The sequence below is a fragment of the Bifidobacterium sp. UTBIF-78 genome, assembly GCF_006408945.1.
Classification (GTDB): Bacteria; Actinomycetota; Actinomycetes; order Actinomycetales; family Bifidobacteriaceae; genus Bifidobacterium; species Bifidobacterium myosotis.
In genome coordinates this window covers 13,032-36,010 of record NZ_JFAO01000012.1, presented here as the reverse complement: position 1 = coordinate 36,010, position 22,979 = coordinate 13,032, and the positions used below count along the sequence as shown (strand labels likewise).

15 protein-coding genes and 2 pseudogenes are annotated in these 22,979 nt (G+C 61.7%); 7 read left to right on the top strand and 10 right to left on the bottom strand.

Annotated features, from left to right (window positions below):
- Positions 1-138 precede the first annotated feature (138 nt).
- Positions 139-1,665, top strand: coding sequence for an aldehyde dehydrogenase family protein (locus BG22_RS03490; protein WP_258186186.1), 1,527 nt, complete (start codon positions 139-141; stop codon positions 1,663-1,665).
- 442 nt (positions 1,666-2,107) lie between these two features.
- Here BG22_RS03490 and purD read toward each other — a convergent pair whose 3' ends face one another.
- From purD to purF, 3 genes are all read right to left on the bottom strand, one after another.
- On the bottom strand, positions 2,108-3,376 hold the full coding sequence (gene purD, locus BG22_RS03485) for a phosphoribosylamine--glycine ligase (protein WP_140493255.1): 1,269 nt from the start codon (positions 3,374-3,376) through the stop codon (positions 2,108-2,110).
- A gap of 60 nt (positions 3,377-3,436) precedes the next feature.
- Complete coding sequence (gene purM / locus BG22_RS03480) at positions 3,437-4,483, bottom strand: phosphoribosylformylglycinamidine cyclo-ligase (protein WP_140493252.1); 1,047 nt, start codon at positions 4,481-4,483, stop codon at positions 3,437-3,439.
- 265 nt (positions 4,484-4,748) lie between these two features.
- On the bottom strand, positions 4,749-6,257 hold the full coding sequence (purF, locus tag BG22_RS03475; RefSeq protein WP_140493249.1) for an amidophosphoribosyltransferase: 1,509 nt from the start codon (positions 6,255-6,257) through the stop codon (positions 4,749-4,751).
- A gap of 320 nt (positions 6,258-6,577) precedes the next feature.
- On the opposite strand from purF, the gene BG22_RS03470 reads away from it, so the two are divergent.
- Both BG22_RS03470 and BG22_RS03465 read left to right on the top strand, forming a co-directional pair.
- Complete coding sequence (locus tag BG22_RS03470) at positions 6,578-8,326, top strand: type VI secretion protein ImpB (RefSeq protein WP_258186185.1); 1,749 nt, start codon at positions 6,578-6,580, stop codon at positions 8,324-8,326.
- Between the two features lie 274 nt (positions 8,327-8,600).
- Positions 8,601-8,819 (top strand): hypothetical protein, encoded by a 219-nt coding sequence (locus tag BG22_RS03465; RefSeq protein ID WP_094667348.1) that lies wholly within the window; start codon positions 8,601-8,603, stop codon positions 8,817-8,819.
- 22 nt (positions 8,820-8,841) lie between these two features.
- Here BG22_RS03465 and BG22_RS03460 read toward each other — a convergent pair whose 3' ends face one another.
- A complete protein-coding gene (locus BG22_RS03460; RefSeq protein ID WP_140493243.1) occupies positions 8,842-9,819 on the bottom strand; it encodes an aldo/keto reductase family protein in 978 nt (325 codons plus the stop codon).
- A gap of 452 nt (positions 9,820-10,271) precedes the next feature.
- Here BG22_RS03460 and BG22_RS03455 point away from each other — a divergent pair, with 452 nt between their 5' ends.
- The gene (locus BG22_RS03455) at positions 10,272-11,750 is read left to right on the top strand and encodes a Na+/H+ antiporter NhaC family protein (RefSeq protein WP_140493240.1); all 1,479 of its coding nucleotides are present in this window, start codon (positions 10,272-10,274) and stop codon (positions 11,748-11,750) included.
- Between the two features lie 205 nt (positions 11,751-11,955).
- Here the strand turns inward: BG22_RS03455 and BG22_RS03450 are convergent, their stop codons facing one another.
- The 5 genes and pseudogenes from BG22_RS03450 to purC form a co-directional block, all read right to left on the bottom strand.
- Positions 11,956-12,504 carry a hypothetical protein gene (locus BG22_RS03450; RefSeq protein WP_375137688.1) on the bottom strand — a complete coding sequence of 183 codons (549 nt, stop codon included), beginning with the start codon at positions 12,502-12,504 and terminating at the stop codon, positions 11,956-11,958.
- A 150-nt stretch (positions 12,505-12,654) separates the two neighbouring features.
- Positions 12,655-12,825: pseudogene (locus BG22_RS03445) on the bottom strand (DNA-deoxyinosine glycosylase); the annotation flags it as partial.
- A gap of 158 nt (positions 12,826-12,983) precedes the next feature.
- Entirely contained in the window at positions 12,984-14,591 is a 1,608-nt protein-coding gene (locus BG22_RS03440; protein ID WP_258186184.1) for a lactonase family protein, read from the bottom strand.
- A gap of 939 nt (positions 14,592-15,530) precedes the next feature.
- Positions 15,531-19,298, bottom strand: a complete 3,768-nt coding sequence (locus tag BG22_RS03435) for a phosphoribosylformylglycinamidine synthase (RefSeq protein WP_140493237.1) — start codon at positions 19,296-19,298, stop codon at positions 15,531-15,533.
- 271 nt (positions 19,299-19,569) lie between these two features.
- Positions 19,570-20,322 carry a phosphoribosylaminoimidazolesuccinocarboxamide synthase gene (gene purC, locus BG22_RS03430; RefSeq protein WP_094667344.1) on the bottom strand — a complete coding sequence of 251 codons (753 nt, stop codon included), beginning with the start codon at positions 20,320-20,322 and terminating at the stop codon, positions 19,570-19,572.
- A 148-nt stretch (positions 20,323-20,470) separates the two neighbouring features.
- On the opposite strand from purC, the gene BG22_RS03425 reads away from it, so the two are divergent.
- The gene (locus BG22_RS03425; protein ID WP_140493234.1) at positions 20,471-20,836 is read left to right on the top strand and encodes a VOC family protein; all 366 of its coding nucleotides are present in this window, start codon (positions 20,471-20,473) and stop codon (positions 20,834-20,836) included.
- A 46-nt stretch (positions 20,837-20,882) separates the two neighbouring features.
- Here BG22_RS03425 and BG22_RS03420 read toward each other — a convergent pair whose 3' ends face one another.
- Positions 20,883-21,413: a hypothetical protein gene (locus BG22_RS03420; RefSeq protein ID WP_140493232.1), complete on the bottom strand. Its 531-nt coding sequence runs from the start codon at positions 21,411-21,413 to the stop codon at positions 20,883-20,885.
- A 151-nt stretch (positions 21,414-21,564) separates the two neighbouring features.
- Between BG22_RS03420 and BG22_RS03415 the strand changes: the two genes are divergently transcribed.
- Positions 21,565-22,218: a response regulator gene (locus BG22_RS03415; protein WP_140493230.1), complete on the top strand. Its 654-nt coding sequence runs from the start codon at positions 21,565-21,567 to the stop codon at positions 22,216-22,218.
- Positions 22,219-22,765: 547 nt separating this feature from the next.
- A pseudogene (locus tag BG22_RS11430) lies at positions 22,766-22,948 on the top strand (transcriptional regulator); the annotation flags it as partial.
- Between the last annotated feature and the right edge of the window lie 31 nt (positions 22,949-22,979).

Sequence of the window (22,979 nt, the reverse complement as noted above, 5' to 3'; positions counted from 1 at the left end):
CGGTTCCCGGACCGGCGGATTCCGATACTATGGCGGAAGCGCATCGTTCCAAGGCGAGAGTCCGGGACGGGAGTCCGAGGCGAGCGACTGAGGGTGAGCGCTTGAAGCAAGCATGCGATGCAAGGAGATGAGGCGGCGATGGCCAGCAGTACGACATCCAATACGGCATTCACCCGATTGACGGCTGCCTACGCCTCCGGGCGCACCCGGCCATTGTCTTGGCGACGCGCTCAGCTTGACGCGCTGCGCCGTCTGGTGATGGACAACCGCGAGGATTTCGTGGCGGCGGTGGCTGCTGATCTGGGCAAACCGGCCGGTGAGACCGTGCTGATGGAGCTCAATCTTGTGGCCGACGAGGCCCGGTTCGTACGCAATCGGCTCAGCGTCTGGGCCGCCCGCCATCCCAAGCCGATGCCGTGGGCATTGCAGCCCGCCGCCGGATGGACCATTGCCGAGCCCAAAGGCGTGGTGCTGGTCATCTCCCCGTGGAACTATCCGGTGCTGCTGGCGTTGGCGCCCGTGGCGGACGCATTGGCCGCCGGCAATGCCGTGTGCCTCAAGCCGTCCGAACTGGCGCCCAATACCACACGTCTGCTGAGCGAATTGGTGCCGCAGTATCTCGACCGTGAGGCCGTATGTGTGGTCGAGGGCGGGCCCAAGGAGACGGGCGACTTGTTGAAGGCGCCGTTCGACCACATTTTCTACACGGGCGGCGAACGGGTCGGCAAGATCGTCATGAAGGCCGCCGCCGAACATCTGACGCCGGTGACGCTGGAACTTGGCGGCAAGTCGCCATGCTTCGTGGATGGCACGGCTGTTCTCAATGTGGCCGCGCGACGCATCGCTTGGGGCAAGTTCACCAACGCCGGGCAGACGTGCGTGGCCCCGGATTACGTGCTGGCGACCCCGGACGTGGCGGAGCGGCTCGCCAAGCGCATGGCCGTGGCGGTCACGGAGTTCTTCGGCGAGCATCCGCAGACTTCCGTCGATTACGGACGCATCGTCAACGATCGTCATATGGAGCGTTTGATTGGCTTGTTGCCCGCGGGAACCGTACCGTCTGCGGAACCGAGTTCGCCGCTGATCAAGGCCGCGTCCGCGGTAGGGGCGGCCGTGGAGATGGTCGGACGTCGCATCGGCGCCGGGGCTGTGGGCGACGATGCGACGACTGCCGTGAGCGCCGGCCGGGTGGTGTGCGGCGGCACAGTGGACCGTGAGGCCCGGTATATCGCGCCCACCGTGCTGTACGGCACATCGCCGGACGCGCCGGTGATGCAAGAGGAGATTTTCGGTCCCATCTTGCCGATTCTGGTGGTCAAGGACGCCGATGAGGCCATTGCATTCATCAACGGACGGCCGAAGCCGCTGGCCGCGTACATGTTCTCGCGCGACCGTGGGACGCGTCTTGCCTTCGAGCGGCGCACCAGCTCCGGTGCTTTGGGATTCGATCTGCCGTTGGGCCACCTGCTATCCAGTAGACTGCCGTTCGGTGGCGTCGGCGCTTCCGGTATGGGCGCCTACCACGGCAAGGCGGGATTCGATACATTCAGCCACCTCAAGACCGTGGTTGCCAAGCCGTCATTCCCGGATACGCTTGGCTTGGTCTACCCGCCTTTCGATGAGGCCAAGCGACAGCTCATCGAGCTTATTGCCAAGCTGAGCTGACTGCGTGCCTGACTGCGTGCCTGACTGCTGCGTTTGCCTGTTGCGTGTCTGCTGCATGTCTGATTGAGTGCCTGTTGCGTTTGTCATGTCCCACCATGCGGCGCCTGATAGACGCAACACCGACAGATGCAACAACCACATATGACGGTGGCTCCCCTTCGATGAAGAGGAGCCACCCTTTGATGTTCGTTCGTCACAGCCAGAAGGCCATATGTCCAAGTGTCCTGCGTCATTAATTCGTCGAATATATCCTGGCTCCCCTTGTTAGGACGTTGCCGTGAAGCAAACAACGGAGCTGTTTGTAGGCAATGTGCGAGCCGACAGGCAAGTCAGCAGAACACGCGCGAAGCGCGCCCGTAATTGCAGGACGAGCTGCCCCCGCGAAGCGGGTCTGAGGGGTAGTGAGAATTAATCAACGAATTAATGACGCAGCATGCTAGCACTACTGCAGCGCCTTGAAGCCGATGTCGTGACGGTAGAACAGTCCGCGCAACGGCAACTGGTCGATGATCGCGTACACCTTGTCCTGTGCGGACTTGATGTCCGGCGCGGAGGTCTCGACGAGCAGGACGCGGCCGGAGTTGGCCACCAGACCTCCCTTGCCGTCGGACACCACGCCGGCGTAGTAGACATGCGAATCCTCGTCCACGTTGATTTCGGGCACACGGGCGCCCTTGATCACATGCTCCGGGTATCCGTTGGAGGCAAGCACCACGCCAAGCGTGGCGTTGTTTTCATCCCATGTGAACTCCGGAGTGCCGCCGTTGAGGATGTCGCTGATGCCGGCACCGAGATCGGAGGTGAGCTTCGGCAGCACCACCTCGGTCTCCGGGTCGCCGAAACGAGCGTTGAACTCGATGACTTTCGGGCCGTCTGCAGTGGCGATCAGTCCGGCGTACAGGATGCCGGTGAACGGCGTGCCCTCCTCGGCCATGCCTTCGACGGTGGGACGCACGATCTTCTCGATGGCCTCGTCGATCACGGACTGCGGAATCTGCGGCACCGGGCTGTAGGCGCCCATACCGCCGGTGTTCGGGCCTTCGTCGCCGTCGTGGGCGCGCTTGTGGTCCTGCGAAATCGGCATCGGCCAGAAGCGAGTGCCGTCCACGAAGCTCATCAGGGAGAACTCCTGGCCCTCGAGGAAGTCCTCGATGACCACCTTGGCTCCGGCGGTACCGAAGCGATGATCGATGAAGATGTCCTCCAGTGCACGCTGGGCGGTGTGCTCATCCATCGCGACGGTCACGCCCTTGCCGGCGGCCAGACCGTCCGCCTTGATGACGATCGGGGCGCCGTGTTCGTGCACATACTCCTGAGCCTGCTCGAGATCGCCGAAAGTGCGGTACTGTGCGGTCGGAATGCCATGACGTGCCATGAGCTGCTTGGCGAAGTCCTTGGACCCCTCGATCTGGGCCGCGGCCTTGGTGGGGCCGAACGCCTTGATGCCGGCGGCGGCGAAATCGTCCACCAGACCCTCGATCAGCGGGACCTCCGGGCCGATGAACACCCAGTCATACTGGTTGTCCTTGGCGAAATCGATGAGTGCCGCATGATTCGACTCGTTCAGCGCCGTGATGTGGATGCCGTCCTTAAGCATGCCCGGATTGCCCGGTGCCACGGTCACTTCATCCACGCTGGCACCCTTGAGCAGGGTGTAGGCGATGGTGTGCTCGCGTGCGCCGGAACCAATGACCAGAACCTTCTGTCCCATGTTGTTCCTTCCTGTTCCGTTCGTTCGCTTGGGGTTTCTTCGTCTGCCGTCGCGGCCGTCTCACAGACCCTTGTGCAGCTGCACGCGGGTGCCGTCCACGTCCTTGACGATCTTGCCGATCGTGTGGTGCTCCTCATTCTCGGCGTCGAGGATGCGCTCGACCTCGGCGACCTTGTCCGGCGCGACGACAAGCACCAGACCGATGCCCATGTTGAAGATGTTGTACATCTCCAGCTCATCCACCTCGCCGAGCTGCTGCAGCAGGCGGAAGATCGGCGGCACGTCCCAGCTGGTGATGTCGAAGGCGGCGGCCAATCCATCAGGGATGATGCGCGGCACCTTCTCCACGAACGCGCCGCCGGTGATGTGCGCCACGCCGTGCAGCAGGTCGTCGCCGGCGAACAGGGGCTTCAGGGGCTTCGCGTAGATGCGGGTGGGCTTGAGGATCTCCTCGCCCAGCGTCTCGCCGCCCAGCTCCTCGGGCTTGGAGTCGACGGTGAGGTTGTGGTCCTTGAACAGGATCTTGCGCACCAGCGAGTAGCCGTTGGAGTGGATGCCGGAGGACGGCAGGCCGATGAGCACGTCGCCTTCGGCGATCTTGGTGCCATCGATGATCTTGGACTTCTCGACCACGCCCACGGTGAAGCCGGCCAGATCGTATTCGTCCGCGTCGTACATGTCGGGCATTTCGGCGGTCTCGCCGCCCACCAGCGCCGCGCCGGCCTGGACGCAACCGTCGGCAACGCCCTTGACGACCTGCTCGAGCAGCGCCGGATCATTCTTGCCGCAGGCGATGTAATCAAGGAAGAAGAGCGGTTCGGCGCCCTGCGCGAGGATGTCGTTGACGCACATGGCCACGCAGTCCTGGCCGATGGTGTCGTGCTTGTTCATCATCTTGGCGACCATGAGCTTGGTGCCCACGCCGTCGGTGCCGGAGACGAGCACCGGCTCCTTGTATCCGAGGGATGCGAGGTCGAACAGGCCGCCGAAGCCGCCGATGCCGCCGGCACCCGGGCGGGCGGTGCGCGCGACGTGCGCCTTGATGCGGTTGACGACTTCGTATCCGGCTTCGACGCTTACGCCGGCGTTTTCGTATGCTTTGGGCATGTGATGGCCTTTCTGTGTTGATGATGTGGCCTTTCGTCGTGGGAAAGGCCGTCCATGATGGTCGTCGGGTATTCGATGGTTCGTTGATGTGTCGCTGGCCTGTTCGTGCCGTCACTCCGGGCGCCGTTCGTGGACGTGCCCGGCGGCCCGATACTATCGGGCGTTCGGTGGTCGCTGCCGAACCGGCCGAGGAGAGGTCGTCACGGCAGGTATCGCGTGGTGCCGTGTGGAATCACGCGATACCTGCCGCGACGGTTGTGGTCGTTTACTGGGCGGGCTGCACGGTGTTGTATTCGTTGCCGATGTACTTGCTCTTGTACAGCGCGAACTCGGGGAGGCGCACACGGTCCTCCGGCGTGAGCGACTTGAGGAAGTCGGCCTCGTAGTCGTCCAGCGCGGTGGGGTAGTCGCCGTTGAAGTAGGCCACGCACAGGCCTCCGTACGGTGCGTCCGCGTTCAGTCCGATGGATTCGATGAGGCCGTCCAGTGACAGGTAGGCCAGCGAATCGGCACCGATGTAGTCGCGGATCTCCTCCACACTCATTTTCGCCGCGATGAGCTCCTGGGTGGTGGAGATGTCGATGCCGTAGAAGCAGGGGTACTTGAGCGGCGGGGAGCTGATGCGCATATGCACCTCGGCCGCACCGGCCTCCTTCAGCAGCTGCACGATGCGCTTGGAGGTGGTGCCGCGCACGATCGAATCATCGATGACGATCACGCGCTTGCCCTTGACCACGCCGCGCACGGCGGACAGCTTCATCCTGACGCCCTGCTCGCGCAGTTCCTGCGTGGGTTGGATGAAGGTGCGGGCCACGTACTGGTTCTTGATCAGACCCATCTCGTTGGGCAGGCCCGCGGCCTCCGCATAGCCGGATGCGGCCGACAGGGAGGAGTTCGGCACGCCGATGACCATGTCCGCATCCACCGGGGATTCCGCGGCGAGCCGTGCACCCATGCGCTTGCGGGCGGAGTGCACGTTGATGCCGTAGATGTCGGAATCAGGCCGGGCGAAGTAGATGTACTCCATCGAGCAGATGGCCAGTTGGGTGTTGTTCGTGTACTGGATGATCTTGTATCCGTGGTCGTTCACCACCACGATTTCGCCCGGACGGATGTTGCGCACGAGCTCGGCGCCCACCACGTCCAGCGCGCAGGTCTCGGAGGCCAGCACGTAGGCGCCGTTCTTCATCTTGCCGAGGGAGAGCGGGCGGAAGCCGTTCGGGTCGAGCGCGCCAATCATGGCGTCCTCGGTCATGAGCAGGTAGGCGAATCCGCCGTGAACGGTGTTCAACGCCTCTTTGAGCTTGTCCATGAAGGTGCGCTGCAACGAACGGCGGATGAGGTGCATGAGCACTTCGGTGTCCGAGTTGGAGTGGAAGATCGCGCCTTCGTCCTCCAGCTTGCGGCGCAGTGACGGGCAATTGGTCAGGTTGCCGTTGTGGCACAGGGCCACGTCGCCGTCGTGGAAGCGGAAGATGAAGGGCTGGATGTTGTCCGTGGTGCCGGAGCCGGCGGTGGCGTAGCGCACATGGCCGATGGCGCGGTCTCCCCGGAGTCGTTCGATCTCCCGTTCGTCGCCGAACACCTGGGTCAGCAGGCCCAGACCGCGGTGTCCGATGAGGTGGCCGTGATCATTGGAGACGATGCCGGCTCCCTCTTGGCCGCGGTGCTGCAGGGCGTGCAGACCGAAATACGTGAGTCGGGAGGCGTCGGGATGGCCCCAAACGCCGAAAATGCCACATTCCTCGTGAATGTCTTCGAGTTCAGCCGACAAGCCAAAGCTCCTTTTCAACCATGGGATTCACTACCTGTTAACCCTACCAATCGGCGGCTACATCCCGCTTCTCGGCGTGTCGAACAAATGTTCGAACTTTTATGGTATGGTATTGGAACACGGAACATCGCGATGCGCTTGCGGGTGGGGCGGGCGAGGTTCGTGGGCTGTGGCGGACGTCAGCGACCGGTGGCGAGCTGCTACGAGTGACGGACTGCTACGGGTGACGTCGGACGTCGCCGACCTGAATGGTGGTGCTCCGGGCGAAAGACTGGACGGAAGGCCATGCGAATCGATTAATGGGAAAGGAGGGCACGGTCATGGATACGGAATATGGGACGAAGGCGGATGGCGGACGCCGGCGTGCGTATATCGCCATCGACCTCAAGTCCTTCTATGCCTCGGTGGAGTGCCATGACCGCGGGCTCGACCCGTTGACCACGCATCTGGTGGTCGCGGACGAGACGCGCACGGACAAGACCATCTGTCTGGCCGTTTCCCCCTCGCTCAAGGCCTACGGCATTCCCGGCCGGGCCCGGCTGTTTGAGGCGAAGCAGCGGTTGGGCACGGTCAATGCCGAGCGCGCGGCGAAGCTTCCCGGTGGTCGTTTCGTCGGCGAATCGTGCGATGCGAGGGATCTGGCGCGTTCGCCGGCGCTCAAGGCGTCGATGGTGATCGCACGGCCGCGCATGGCACATTATCTGAAGGTCAGCGGCCGGATATACGGCATCTACCTGAAGTATGCCGCCCCTGAACACATCCACGTCTACTCGATCGACGAGGTGTTCATCGATGCCACGCCGTATCTCAGGGCGTTGGGCATGACCCCGCACGAGATGGCCCGGGCGGTGGTGAATGACATCCTCGAGAACACCGGCATCACGGCCACTGCGGGCATCGGCACCAATCTGTATCTGGCCAAGATCGCTATGGACGTCGTGGCCAAACACATGCCCGCCGACCGGGATGGCGTGCGTGTGGCCGAGCTGGATGAGATGTCATACCGCAGGCTGTTGTGGGATCATCGGCCATTGACCGATTTCTGGCGTGTGGGGCGAGGCTATGCCCGCAAGCTGGAACATGCCGGTCTGCTGACCATGGGGGATATCGCCCGATGCTCGGTGGGCCGGGCGTCCGACTACTACAACGAGGATCTGCTGTACCGCATGTTCGGGGTCAACGCCGAACTGCTTATCGACCATGCGTGGGGTTGGGAGCCATGCACCATCGCGGATATCAAGTCATATGAGCCGGACGCACACAGTACCAGTATCGGTCAGGTGCTCACCGGACCCGCGGATTGGCAGACCGCCCGTCTCATCACCAAGGAGATGGCGGATGCGCTCGCTCTCGATTTGGTGGGCAAAGGGGTTCGTACGAATCGGCTCACTCTCGCCGTGGGATATGACATCGCCAGCCTTGATCCCGCGAAGCTGGACGATTGTGAAAGTCCTGGGCTGCGCCGGCTCGCTGAGCGGGCGGCGCGGGACTATCAAGGGCCGGTCGTGCGAGACCATTATGGCCGTACCGTGCCCAAACCGGCTGTTGGGTCGATAGGCTTGGGTGATTTCACCGCGTCATCCGATCGGATTCGCATGGCCATGACCATGTTGTTCGAGCGTATCGCGGACCCGTTGCTCATGGTCAGACGCCTGACCGTGATTGCTGATGATCTGGCTACGCCCGAAGAGTTGGCCGCCGGCAAGCGATACGAGCAGCTCGATCTGTTCGACGAATTGGAGTCGGATGGGGGAGGCGGAAGCATTCCGATGCCTTCCGGGGACGCCACGGTTGCCGATTCGGAAGTGCCGGATATGGAGGACGGAACGGTGAAGACTGTACGTGGGGTGACGGCCAGGGCAACGACCGGAACGTCACTCGGAGGTGGTGATGGTGGTCTGGCGGGCAGACGCGTCGGCGGCGCGGCTGACGACGAAGAACATATCGAACGTACGCTGCTGGATATCAAGCAACGGTTCGGCCGCAATGCCGTGGTCAAGGCCATGGATATGGAAGAAGGGGCCACCGGTATCGAACGCAACATGCAGATCGGAGGCCATCGTGCATGACGGTCGCAGGGAAAGACCCATGGTGGTTTCCGGAATGGTTCTCAGGGCGGTTCCTGGGATGGTTCCCAAGGTAATTTCCTAGGATGGTTCCCAAGGTAATTTCCTGCCGGCCGCGATGGAGGGAATCGGAAAAGCTCTGTGAAGCCAGAATTGACATGCGCTGCCCAATTGGGGTTCAGAGTGGGTTGATTCCTTGGGAAATCAACCCACGACTCACCCTGTATGTCAAAGCCGTTGAACAGGGCCATTGGAAATGCCGAGGGAAAGGAGGGATATGGCGTTAACGGAAACGCATCGCTACGACGACATCATCGATTTGCCGCATCATGTTTCGCGTAGGCATCCCCGGATGTCCCGGCACAACCGTGCCGCCCAGTTCATGCCGTTCGCGGCCCTGACCGGCTATGAGCAGGTCATCGAGCAGACGGCGAAAAACGCCGAAACCGCCATCGCGCGGGCCGAAGCCCAAGGTGATGACGATTTCGGCGCATGATCATCGATTTGGCTTAGTTTGATCAGCCTACGTGACGTTCGAAGCGGTGGAAGCCGGTGATTTTATCGATTTCAGCCATTGCGTCTTCCGGAATCACGAAGCCGGAGGCCTTGAGGTTGTTCTCCAGCTGGCTCGGCTTCGAGGCGCCGGCGATCACGCAGCTGATCTCCGGGTGCTGCAGGATCCACGCCATCGAGAGCACCGGCAGGTTCGTGCCGAGCTCGTCGGCCACGACGCGCAGGCGTTCGACCTTGTCGAGGTTCTCGTCGGTGAGCAGATCGTTGATTTGGTGGTCGGCCTGCCAGGTGGCGCGCGACCCGGCCGGCAAGGGTTGTCCCTTGCGGTACTTGCCGGTCAGCAGGCCCTGCGCGAGCGGGGAGAACGTGGTGATGCCGATGCCCAGCTTGCGGCAGGTGCCCATGATCTCATGCTCGATGTAGCGGTCCTGAAGGTTGTACTGCGGCTGAACCACGGTGATCGGGTAGAGATTGTAGCGGTCGATGATGCGCTGTGCCTCCTGAAGGCGCGCGGAGCCCCACTCCTCGGAGACGCCGTAGTAGAGCACCTTGCCTTGGGCGACTAGATCGCTCATCGCACGCAGGGTCTCGGTCAGATCGGTCGTTTCGTCGAAGCGGTGGCAGAAGTACATGTCGAGATAGTCGACCTGCATGTTCTTCAGCGTCTGGTCGATGCTCTCGAAGATGTGCTTGCGGGAAAGGCCTCGATCGTTGACGCCGTCGCCGGTGGGGAAGTAGACCTTGCTGGAAATCACGAGCTCCTTGCGCGGGTACTCCTTGAGCACCTCGCCAAGGAACCGCTCAGCCGCGCCGCCCGAATAGGCGTCGGCGCAGTCGAAGAAATTCACGCCGGAATCGAAGGCGAGCTTCACGGTTTCGTGGGCGATTTCCTCAGCCGCCGTGCCCTTGAGGTCGGTGACCCAGCTGCCCAGTGCGATTTCGCTGATCTTCAGCCCGGACTTGCCTACGCTGCGATACTTCATATGTGCTCCTTAGCAATGGTCATGTCGCCGGACCGCCATGGCCGGCCGTGAACGCTAACAATCCCATTGAAGCAGCTCAACCGTACTTGAACGCAAACCGGCATGACATTCCTACGCGTGTCGCTCATTCGTACCAGTCCGGCACGGTCTGGTCGCTGATGAGATATGACGCCTCTATGCGTGTAGCTCGTCCCGTGTGTCCTCTGAGACCGGCTTGTCGGATCGGCATTGGCGTATGGATGCGTGTCGCCCCTCAACCGATTTGGCTGACCGGTCCACGGAAGAATCCCTAGACAGAATCCCTCGGATTTTCGGCGGGAATTTAGGGGAATCGCAAAGAACAAAGAAGGGGCATGTTGGTACTGGTTTGACAGAGCCCGGCTATACCGGTTGTTACAACGGTCGTTGAACCGTTGTCCATAGGCTCGTAACCGATGAAAGGAGGCCCGCATATGGCGGAGGTGTTGACGATGCTGATGTTCTGCGCGGTGTTGTTCGTCAGCGTGGGATTCGGATGGTCCATCATCCCGGCGCTGCTCGTCGGTGTGCTGTTATTCACCGGCTACGGTCTGGTTCGACGGGTCCCATTGCATAGCATGGCCATGCACGCCGCCGGTAGTATGCGCTCGGCGTCGACCGTGCTGGTCACCTTCATGCTCATCGGTCTGTTGACCTCCCTGTGGCGTGCGAGCGGCACGATTGCGTATATCGTGACCCATGCGACCTCCATCATCCATCCGATTACGGTGATTCCACTGAGCTTTCTGCTGTGCGCGGGCATGTCCGTGCTGACTGGTTCGTCGTTTGCCAGCGTGGCTACTATGGGGACAATTTGCATGTCGCTTGGCCTATCCATGGATGCGAGCCCGGTGACGCTTGGCGGGGCGATTCTGGCCGGCATTTATGTCGGCGATCGTTGCTCGCCGGTGTCCACCAGCGCGTTGCTGGTTGCCCAGCTCACCCATACCAATCTGTTTGGGAACCTCGGACGTATGGTACGCACCGGCGCCATACCGTTCGCGTTGAGTTGCGTGGTGTATGTGGTAATCGCGTGGGCGCAGGCCGGCGGCGACATGATGGTGGATGCCGGGGCCGCTCGTCATTCCCCTGTCGCCGGTTCGATATACGGCAGCGGCGATGCGGCTGGTCCGGGGAATGTAGCCGGCCTGTTCTCGTCGGCGTTCCAATTGCATTGGGTCACCATGATGCCGGCGGTCGTGGTGATCGTGATGGCGCTGCTGCGTGTGGACGTGCGGTTGACCATGCTCGTCAGCATCGCCGTTTCGGCGACGATCTGCATCGGTGTGCAGGGCATGGGGTTCACGGGCATACTGCGCCTGCTGGTGTTCGGGTACCGTTCGGACGATACGCGGGTTGCCGCGTTGCTCAACGGTGGGGGAGTGGTTTCCATGGTCACGGTGATGGCCATCGTGTGCATTTCTGCAGCCTATTCCGGCATTTTTGCGCAGACCCATATGCTAGACCGGCTGCGGCACGCGATATCGGTGATGGCCGGACGTCTCGGGGCCGCTACGGCCACGGTGATCACGGCGATGGGCGTGGCCATGCTTGCTTGTAACCAGACGCTGGCCATCATGCTCACCCATCAGCTGTGCGAGGGACTGCACCGCACGAGGGGCGTCCTTCGGAATGAGACCGATGCAGCCTCGGCTTCCGACGGCTTCGGCGATGCCGTGCAGGTTGCCGACGAGGATGCCGATGATCGCGACCGGCTGGCGCTCGCCATCGAGGATTCCGCTGTGGTCATCGCGCCGCTGGTGCCATGGTCGATTGCCGGTGCCGTGCCGTTGGCCACCATCAATGCGCCGACGTCCAGCCTGTTCGCGGCGGTGTTCCTCTATACCCTGCCGATTTCACGCATCATCGGTGACGCGTTTTCAAGAAGGCACGTATGCATCCAGCGTCAATAATTCGTCGACGAATCAACCGCTCCGGGGCCGATTCCCACAGGGACTGGCTCGTTCTGCAATGATGGACGCGCCGCGCGCGGCCAGCTGGTTCGCATGTTGGCTCGTAAGCTGCCTTGCAAACAGCTTCGCTATCCGCCTTGCGGTAACGTCTTGGCCAGAGAAGAGCGGGAAATACGATCAACGAATCCTGACATGGACACGGTCGTTACGGTGTCATGCCGCATCGGTGCATCAGTGCATCCTCGAAGGCCGCGCGATAGACGGCGACGAGGTCGGGCAATCGCATTGCGGCGTTGGCTGGGCTGGTGGACGGCAACGGGGTCATCGGCAGCGTGATGCCGGCCGCGGCCAGTTGCGGCTCGATGAGTCTGCGGTAGAGCTGCGCAGCCTTTGCGCCGGTTGTGAAGACATGGACGATCGGCGCACCGCGCAGTATCGGCGTCAGGTCGTTCGGCACGGCGTTATGGATGCTGGCGTCCGAGGCGCCGACGATATCACAGGAGGCGATCACATCCCACAACGCCACATGGTGCCGCAAGGCGAACGCGCGACGGGACTCCGGCGTATCGCCCGCCGTATCGCGGCCGATGCCTGACTGTTGGATATCCAACCATCGGATGTCCGCGACAGCCATGTTCGGGGATATGCCGGCTTGCGTGTCGATTGGCGTATCGGTTGACATATCGCCAGGTGGGTTGATTGGAGGGTCGATTGACGTGTCGGTTGACGAATAGCCCGGCGGGTTGATCGGCAGGGTAATCGACGTCCCATTCACCGGACTTGCTGATGGTCCATCGACCAGGCCACCTGACGCCGGCGGATTCATAGACGGTTGTGTCGATAAGTTGGCGAGACGCGGATAATCCGATGCCGCATGTCGAATCGTGTCGGAGTCCGGGATACCAGCGAATATCGCCTCCATCACCGGCCAGAACCGGTTGCGCGGATGCATGTAGTAGAACGACGCCTCACGGGATTTCGGACTCGGCATGGAACCCAGAACCAGCAGCCGCGATTCAGCGTCCCACACCGGACCGAATCCATGTTCCACATGGTGTTCCACGCGGCTATCCATGATGCTCACTCGCAATCCTCACGATTCCCGTGATCCTCGCAATCGGAACAGCTGAAGTGGTCGGCGCGGCTGAAGCAGTTGGCGCAGCCGGAGCGATTGGATGGCCATACGCCATGCTGGACTGCTCCGCCGCCTTGCCGAAGATGCCTGACGGCATTTCAGAGCCGCACGAACACGGTCGGGGAGCCGGAAGCCAAATCGGTGACACGTACCGGTTTACCATCTGGCCCAAGCTGGAAGACCGTCAGATTGTTCGAGACCTCGTTCGCCACGAGCAACACGTTCCCGACCCGCATGATATGCCGCGGCCGGCTTCCGCCGCAGTCGATGCCGCGCCCGTGCCAGCCTGGCTCGTGCTCAGGTGCGAGACGGGACAGGCGCTCGCCATCCCACGCCAAGGCCACGATGCGCTCCGAGCCGCGCAATCCCACGTAGGCGACGCCGGCTGCCGACGACTCATCAACCGGGATCGTCGCTGGAGATTCGCTTATCGGTGAACCCGACGTGATGCCATACCTGATGCTGGGACCGTGCGCATCGGCATCGCAGGTGCCGTCATCGTTCCGATTGCCGGGATTTCGGTATGCTGCCCCTGCTGAAGAATCATTGTTGTCCGTTGTCTGACGGATGCCCATGCGGAGGACGGCCCACGGCACAAAAGCGAGCGACGCCGCTTGATCGAGGGCGTCGCCGCCGAGACTGACGGTCTGCAGCACGCGGATGCCATCGGAATCAGCCACTTGCGCCGGGTCGCCGTTCTGACCATCCGCCTTGTTCGAGATGCCGGGCACCGGGCCGAGCAACGTCACCGTATCCGCCCATTCACCGACCACAGCCACGCGCCAATCGGCTCCAGACGTTGTCGCGTCCTTATCCGTGACAGGCAGCAGATGCAGGTCACGTGGGCCGGTGCCAGCCGCAAGCCGCACCATGCCGACGCGCACGAGCTCACCGGACCGCCAGTGATGTACATAGATGCGGTCGGCGCCCAGATCGGTGGACAGCACACGGCCGTCCGGCAACTGCAGAATCCAGTGCGCGTGCGGTCCCTCCTGCGCCGGCAGCGGACCGTGGCCCTCGCCAGCAAGTATCTGCGTGGCCTCGAGCAACGTGCCGTCGGCCGCGATAGGATGCACGCATACATGGCCGTCGGCATAGTTCGCCACGATGAGATGCTTGCCTCCGATATCGTCCGTCACCACCACCGCATGGGTGGGGCTGACGCCTGAGGCCGGCACACGAGAGAGCTCGGTGAGTGTCGGCACGGCTGCGGTGTTGTTGGTCGCGACTTCACTGGTCTCGGCGTCCCCGGTCCTGGAGTTCTCGGTCGCGATGTTGCCGACTGTGGTGTTGCAGGTCGCGATGTTGTTGGTCGCGGTGCTGCTGACTGCGGTGTTACTGAGTGCGGTGTTGTTGGTCGCAACTTCACTGGTCTCGGAGGGCCCGGTCTCGGAATCTTCGATTGCGGTATTGGCCGTCTCAGCGGAGTTTCGATTGATGCGGAATGCCGCGACCTCGTTCGTATCCTCCAGCACCGCATACAGCAGGTCGCCATCACGCGCGATCCATGTGGGGGAAGGGACATCGGCCAGAACGCCATCCTTACGCAGCGAGATGTTGGCCGGGAAGCCGGCGCTGTCGGTTCCCGCGACTGCCGTATGCAGCGTCACCGCTTCGATGCCGGGGCATGACGAGCCACGCAGTGCGCCGAAGCCACCGACGGCCAGTATCACATCCGAATCATATGCGTCCATGTCGTGAGTCATGGCATTCAATCTACTCTGTGTCGACTCCGCGTGGCTTCCCTCGATGCATTTTGGCAAATGACGGGTGACCTTGCCTGGACGGTCTTAGCGGTCCGTCTCATAATTGTCTGAATGGTGTTGTCCCTCTAACGAGGGGTCTGCAGCGAAGCTGACGGGGGAGAGGCAGAAGCTGAAGCTCTCAATTATTAGTGAGACAGACCACTAGATATTCCGAGCGACCGCGGCCGATTGCGGCGAAGAGCCGTCTGTCCCTGTGCCCCGGTAAGCCTCAGCGTCCGTTTTCTACCAGAACCAGCTCTCTTCCGGTAGAAAACAGCCGCTGAGCCGACCATCAGCGGGCGTTTCCTACCAGAAGACATGCCGTTCTGGTAGAAAACGGACGCTGAGATGGCGAATTGCGTCCGTTTCCTACCAGAAGCAAGCAACTACTGACAGAAACCGGACGCTGAGATGTCGATTTCCGTCCGATTGTGGTCAGGAGTGCGAAACTCCTGACCACAATCGGCTTGTTGCGGCTTGTTGCGGCCTGTTGCGGAGTACACAAAGGCCGTTGTCGGTCAGTGGGAAAACCCTTCTGATCGACAACGGCCTTTGTTTTATCTGGGATTTATCCGGGAATTACATCCGAGCCGCGCACAAGGCCTCCTGAACGCAATTCGTTCGGCGGGACGGACTTGCCTGTGGCTCATCCGGTGTGACCCCTGGCTTCTCAGCTCCGGCCCCTCAGCTCCGGCCCATCTGATGTAGTCCCTCGGCTCCGGACCCTCCGATGGCCCATCAGAGACTGAATGCCGGATACCGGAGCCGGACGGCACAGCCGGCGGTATAACCGTTGGCTGTGCCGTCCGCGTATCGCCCGTTCAAGCCGGCCGGCCGCGTTAATCGGCGAAGAACATGAGCCCGCACATGAGGCTCATGGCACAAGGCCGCCCGTCCGCGTCAGGCGGCGAAGTACTCCACGCCGGCCTCGAAGATCGGCTGGTACTTGTCGCCCGGCACGTTGGCGTACAGGCCGTTGCCGGAGCGCTCCGAGTGGCCCATCTTGCCGAACACGCGGCCGTCCGGGCTGGTGATGCCCTCGATGGCCAGCAGCGAGCCGTTCGGGTTCACCGCGAGATCCATGCCCGGCACGCCGGCCTCGCTTACGTACTGCGTGGCGATCTGGCCATTGGCCTTCAAAGAGGCCAGCACCTCGTCGGAGGCCACAAAGCGGCCCTCGCCGTGCGAGATGGCCACGGTGTGCACGTCGCCGACCGAGGTCTTGGCCAGCCACGGCGACAGGTCGGAGGCCACGCGCGTACGCACCAGACGGCTCTGGTGGCGGCCGATGGTGTTGAAGGTCAGTGTCGGGCACTCGGCGGTCATCGGCACGATGTCGCCGAACGGCACCAGACCCAGCTTGATCAAGGCCTGGAAGCCGTTGCAGATGCCGAGCATCAGACCGTCGCGGTTCTTGAGCAAATCGCGGACCGCCTCAGTCACGGCCGGCGCGCGGAAGAACGCCGTGATGAACTTGGCGGAACCGTCCGGTTCGTCGCCGCCGGAGAAGCCGCCCGGAATCATCACGATCTGGCTCTTGGAGATCTCCTCCACCAGCGCGGCTGTGGATTCGGCCACGGCGGCCGGCGTGAGGTTGTTCACAATCAGCGTGGAGACCTCGGCGCCCGCGCGCTCGAAGGCGGCGGCGGAATCGTACTCGCAGTTGTTGCCCGGGAACACCGGGATGATCACACGCGGCTTGGCCGCCGAAGCGCCCGTGTACACGGTCTTCCGGATACCGGCTTCGGCGGAATCGGACACATGGAAGTCGATGGTCTCCACGGTCTCGCCCTGCTCGTCGCCCTTCGAACGGTACGGGAACACGGATTCGATGCCGCCTTCCCATGCGTTCTGCAGGTCAGTCAGATCGATGGTCTCGCCGGCGGCACGGAAGGCGTAGTCTTCCGTGGTCACGCCGATTTCGCCCACCTCGACCAAATTGGAGACCGCCGGAATCTTCTCGTTGTCCGCGAGCTCCACGATGAACGAACCGTACGCCGGGGCGAACAGGTCGTCCACGGCGATGCCGTCGTTGAGATCCACGCCGATGCCGTTGCCCACGGTCATCTTGAACAGGGCCTCGGCGGTGCCGCCGTAGCCCGGCGTGGATACGGCCAGCGCGGTGTGGTGCGACGGGTCGGTCAGCTCCTCGACCAGCGCGAACGCGTCGAGCAGCGCATCCTTGTCCGGCGTGAGGCCGTCGGCCAAATACCGCGGGGCGATGCGCACGATGCGGTGACCGGCGCCCTTGAACTCGGGGGAGGTGGCGCGCTTCATGTTGCCCACCGCCACGGCGAAGGAGATAAGCGTGGGCGGCACATCCAGATCCTCGAAGGAGCCGGACATGGAGTCCTTGCCGCCGATCGCGCCGGCGCCGAGGTCCACCTGGGCCATCAGCGCGCCGAGCACGGCCGCCGTGGGCTTGCCCCAGCGTTCCGGCTCATCGCGCAGCTTCTCGAAGTACTCCTGGAAGCTCAGGTAGGCCTTCTCGTGCTCGAAGCCGGCCGCGACCAGCTTGGCCAGCGATTCGACGACCGACAGGTATGCGCCGGTGAACTGGTTCTTCTCCATGATGTACGGGTTGAAGCCCCAAGCCATCGCGGAGGCGGTGGTGGTCTCGCCGAACACCGGGAACTTGGCCACCATGGCCTCGTTCGGGGTGAGCTGCTTCGTGCCGCCGAACGGCATGAGCACGGTGCCCGCGCCGATTGTGGAGTCGAAACGCTCCGACAGGCCCTTGTTGGAGGCTACGTTGAGGTTGGTGACGAGCGCGTGCATGCGCTCGGCGAGGGTGCCGGTCGTCCAAGAGGCCGGCACTTCGTACGCCTGCTGCGCCTCGACGTGCACGGTCTGGTGCTTGGACGCGCCGTTGGAGGCCAGGAACTCACGGGAGAGATTCACGATCTCGTCGCCGTTCCAGGTCATGACCATGCGCGGGTCCTCGGTCACGGTGGCGATCACCGTGGCTTCGAGGTTCTCCTCGCGCGCGTAACCCAGGAACTCGTCCACGTCCTCGGCGGCCACGTCCACGGCCATGCGCTCCTGCGATTCGGAGATGGCCAGTTCGGTGCCGTCCAGACCCTCGTACTTCTTGGGCACGGTGTTGAGGTCGACGTACAGGCCGTCCGCCAGTTCGCCGACCGCCACCGAAACTCCGCCCGCACCGAAGTCGTTGCAGCGCTTGATCAGTCGGCAGGCGTCGCCGCGGCGGAACAGACGCTGCAGCTTGCGCTCGACCGGCGCGTTGCCCTTCTGCACTTCGGCGCCGTCCAGCTCCAGCGACTCCACGTTGTGTGCCTTGGAGGCGCCCGTTGCGCCGCCGATGCCGTCACGGCCGGTGCGACCGCCCAGCAGGATGATCTTGTCGCCGGGTGCCGGGGTCTCGCGGCGTACATGGTTGGCCGGGGTGGCGGCCACGACCGCACCCACCTCCATGCGCTTGGCCACGTAGCCGGGGTGGTAGATCTCGTCCACCTGACCGGTGGCCAGACCGATCTGGTTGCCGTACGAGCTGTAGCCGGCTGCAGCGGTGGTCACCAGCTTGCGCTGGGGCAGCTTGCCCTCGAGCGTCTGGGAGACCGGCACGGTCGGGTCTGCGGCGCCGGTGACGCGCATGGCCTGATACACGTAGGAGCGGCCCGACAGGGGGTCGCGGATGCAGCCGCCGATGCAGGTGGCCGCGCCGCCGAACGGTTCGATCTCGGTGGGGTGGTTGTGGGTCTCGTTCTTGAACAGGAACAGCCAGTCCTCGTCCTTGCCGTTCACGTCCACCTTGACCTTGACGGTGCAGGCGTTGATCTCCTCGCTCTCGTCAAGGCCGGTCAGGATGCCGTTCTTCTTGAGCCACTTGGCGCCGATCGTGCCCATGTCCATCAAGCAGACGGGCTTGGCGTCGCGGCCCAGCTCGTGACGCATCGCGAGGTAGCGGTCGAAGGCGGCCTTGACCACGGCGTCGTCGATATCCACCTCGTCCAGCTCGGTGCCGAACGTGGTGTGGCGGCAGTGGTCGGACCAGTAGGTGTCGATCACCTTGATTTCGGTGATCGTGGGCTCACGGCCCTCCTCGGTGAAGTACCTCTGGCAGAACTCCAGATCCGCCAGATCCATGGCCAGCCCGCGCTCGTCGATGAACCGCTGGCCCGCGGCCGCGTCCATCTCGTTGAATCCGGAGATGACCTCCACCTTGCCGGGCGTGGGAACCTGGGTCTTCAGGGTCTCGCGTACGTCGAGCGACGCCTCGCGGGCCTCGACCGGGTTGATCACGTAATGCTTGATGGTCTCAACGTCCGCCTCGCTCAGATCGCCCTCGAGCGCGTACACCTTGGCGGAACGCACGGCCGGACGCTCGCCCTGGGAGATGAGCTGGATGCATTCGCTGGCGGAGTCGGCGCGCTGGTCGAACTGTCCGGGCAGGAACTCGGTGGCGAACACCTTGGCGTCGCCGAAGTCGGGCAGATTGGCGGACACGTCGTCCACCTGCGGTTCGCTGAACACGGTGGGCGTGGCCTCGCGGAACAGCTCCTCGCTGATGCCCTCGACGTCATACCGGTTCACGATGCGCACGGCCTTGAGACCCGTCAGGCCGAGGATCGTGCGCAGCTCGCCGGCGAGCTGCTGCGCCTCGACGTCGAAGCCGGGCTTCTTCTCCACGTATACGCGGAAAACCATGGGATTCCTTTCGCAATAAAGTCAGAAAAGTCAGATATGACGAGGATTTGGCTCCCCGCCATGAAGGGAGCCGTCGGGTTGGCCGATGACGACGGGTCGGCTCGCAATTTGGCTCCCCTCCATGAGGGAGGAACTGCCGTCGTAGACGACTGAGGGGAGCGAGCGTCGAGATGCCCTCGCCCTCCTCAGTCAGCGTTGCTGACAGCTCCCGTCAGTGAGGGAAGCCAATGCGGTATGTCGTGATGCTCGCGTCGTCACTATGTACGCGGCGTCACTCGGCGACTTCGATGCCTTCGGACTTGGCCAGCTCGGCCAGACGCTCCTCGATCTCCTCGTAGGCCGGGATGATCGAGCCGAGGCCGCGGCGGAACAGATCCTTGTCCAGATGCTCCACCTTGCCGGAATGATCGCGCTGATCCCACAGACGGCAGGAATCCGGGGTGATCTCGTCGGCCAGCAGCAGCGTGCCGTCGGAGGCACGGCCCATCTCGATCTTGAAGTCCACGAGCTTGACGTCGATCTTGGCGAAGATCTCGATGAGGGCCTCGTTGATCTTGCGGGCGAGCGGGGCGATCTCGGCCAGATCCTCGCGGGTGCAGACGCCCAGGGCCACCAGGTCATCGTCGTTGACAAACGGATCATGCAGATCGTCGTTCTTCAGGAAGTATTCCAGCACCGGCTCCTTGAGCGGCAGGCCCTCCTCCACGCCGAGGCGCGAGCAGAAGTGGCCGGCGGCGGTGTTGCGCAGCACGATCTCGAGGGGGAACATGGTCACCTTGCGCACCAGCTGGCCGGTGGCGTTCACGCGCTTGATGAGGTGGCTGTCGATGCCGCGCTTCTTGAGCAGGTCGAAGATGATGGTGGTGATGAGGTTGTTCAGACGGCCCTTGCCGGTGAAGTCCTCCTTCTTCTCGCCATCGCCGGCGGTTGCGGTGTTCTTGTATTCGACCCACAGAACCTCGGGATCGTCGGTTGCGTACAGTTGCTTGGCCTTGCCCTCGTAGAGCTTTTCCAGTTTCTCCATGACTGCCTTCCAAATCGTGCTGAAGAGCGGATTTCTGGGTGAACTAACGGTAAAAAGGGTACCAATCGCCGGGGATATCCGACACCCAGGGCCGCAATCGTCCATAATGGGCAATGACGGTAATGACGTTGTTCAAAGGAGGTTCGTCATGATCGATCACATTGGACTGTTCGTCGCGGATGCGAACAAGCGCGCGGAGTTCTATGGCAAGCTGCTGGCGCCGCTCGGTTACGTGAAGAAGGCCGAATTCCCGGGTGCCGTGTGCTTCGCCAACGACGAGGACGGCGACAGCGTATGGCTGGAGTCCCCGAAGGGCGACAACCCGGTCGTGCCGACGCACGTGGCCTTCCGCGCCAAGGATGAGGACACCGTCAAGGCGTTCCATGCGGCGGGGCTCGAGGCCGGCGGCACGGACAATGGCCAGCCCGGCCCTCGTCCGAACTACGGGCCGACCTACTACGCCGCCTTCATCCATGACCCGGATGGCAACAACATCGAGGCTGCGCTGAGCTGACGGCTGAGCTGAGTCTTGCTCAGCTGACGATTGCGCTGACGATTGCTCACTGCCAGTCTGCAGGACAGTTGACCTCAACGTCCTGCTGAATGGCGGAGGGGTCTCCCAGCGCAGCCTTGTCGAGTTGTTCCTGCAACGCCTGACGCATGGCGTCGTCGACTTTGTTGCCCTGCATGTAAGGCATGTCTTTGGCGGTTTGCAACTGTTGCAGAGCCTTCTTCGCTTCATCGGGATTCGTGCCGTAGGTGTCGAGCCAGTCTCGCTTCCACGCGCACTCCCAGACGAAGGAGGCTCGCATATCCCCGAATCCCTTCTCATACTGGTCTGCGGTCAGATTGTCCATGGTTTCAGGCGGGGTGTATCCGGCCGGAAATTCCAGTTTGTCCAACGATTCCCGATATTCTTGTTCGATGCCCGCCTTATCGGTGAATTGCGCCGAGGCGTCACCGTTCTGGGCTGACTGGGATTGATTATTGGGGGTCTCGGCCGAGTTCGCCGATGAGCAGCCGGCAAGTCCAAGACTCAGGCACGTTGCCGCGATAAGGGCCAGAATGGTAAGGCGACGGTTGCTGGGCATGATGGGAATCTCCTTCCTCGGAGGTACCGATAATGATAGCTAAGAAGATCAACGGTTGCATAATCGATGTAGTGCTTTTTCATTACTGAGTTTTCAGGGACTGCTGTTCGGCGGGTAGATTGCAGCCGGACAGCTGTACGCAGGGGGACGAATGAAAATGAAGACCGTGGCCATTGTGGACAACGACTCCTGGACGATTTCAGCGTTGCGCATGTTCCTGAATACGAAGCTGCCGTCGGTCGATATCATCTGGTCTGCACTGTCGGGGCAGGAGGCTTTGAAGCAATACGCCGAGGAGCCTTGTCCGCATGTGCTGTTGGTTGATATGTCGTTGAGTGACATGAGTGGTGCGGATGTGATTCGTCGGATTCGTCGATATGATCAGACGGTTATCCTGCTCGCGATTACTGCCTTCCCGCTTGAACGGTATGCGATACAGGCGTCTGGAGCCGGGGCCCAGGCATTGATCAGCAAGCGCTATCCCAAGCAGATCGCGGATTCCATCGATGCGGCTGACACCTCATGGTTCGGCCCTGATGTTGATGGGGTGCCGTTCCAGACGGCCAGACAGGCGTTTTACCGGGTGTCTGCCGAGAAGCTCAGCGGCGTCGAATCACTGACGACGACTGAACAGAGGGTGGTGGAACTATGCGCCCAAGGATTTACGTCCGTTGAGATCGCGCACACGATGGGTAACGCCGTTGCAACGGTGAACACCCATCTGCGTCGCGCCTTGGACAAGACCGGCGCTCGCAATCGTACTCAGCTAGTGGCCATGTGGGTCAGAAACCAAAGCATGCGGTGACACGATGAACATCACATCAATGGGGCGGAGAATCCGTAGCTGGCTGCAAGACATCAAACAGAGATTCAACGAGTACGGTCACAAATTACATATCGGGCACCCATATCTGGCATTGGCGATGGTTTTCGGTTTAGTGTTTGACTCTGCTATATGGCTTCTCGTTGGCAGGGAATATTCATTCGCGTTACTGGTGTATACGATAGCGGGTTTTGTATATATATTTGTACCAAAAATAGGGAGTATTGCGCTTATTGTATCGTATTTGCTTTTAGGTTGGTTTAATTGTGCTGGCTCTGAATATGCGTTTATAATTACTATAACATCATTCGCATCTGTAGCTTTTCTTTTTCCGACGATTATATCTTTGTGTATTATTGCCGTTGCTTTTTTGATGATATTTGTTGTGACCCCGGATTTGCAGTTGGCTTTTGTGTTGATTTCTGTGTATTTGGCTACTTATTGTACTGGTTATGCAATTAAAAATCATACTCGGCGCATAGTTGATGAAGAAGCGTATAAGAAAAGAATAGCGTTATTTCGTCAGAGGGAAACTGCTGGTGAAATCGTCAGCCAGGACAGCGACACGGAACAAGCGTACTTGGCGTTTATCTGCAAACGGCTCAAGCTGAATTTTAGGAAGCTGTCAGTAGAAGAACGGAAGTGGCTGAAAAAGATTGCGGAAAAATCCGACTTGCTGAAGAATCCAAAACCGCAGAGAGGACGAAGATAAAAAATGCCTGAACGGCGGTTCTGGTTTTTCA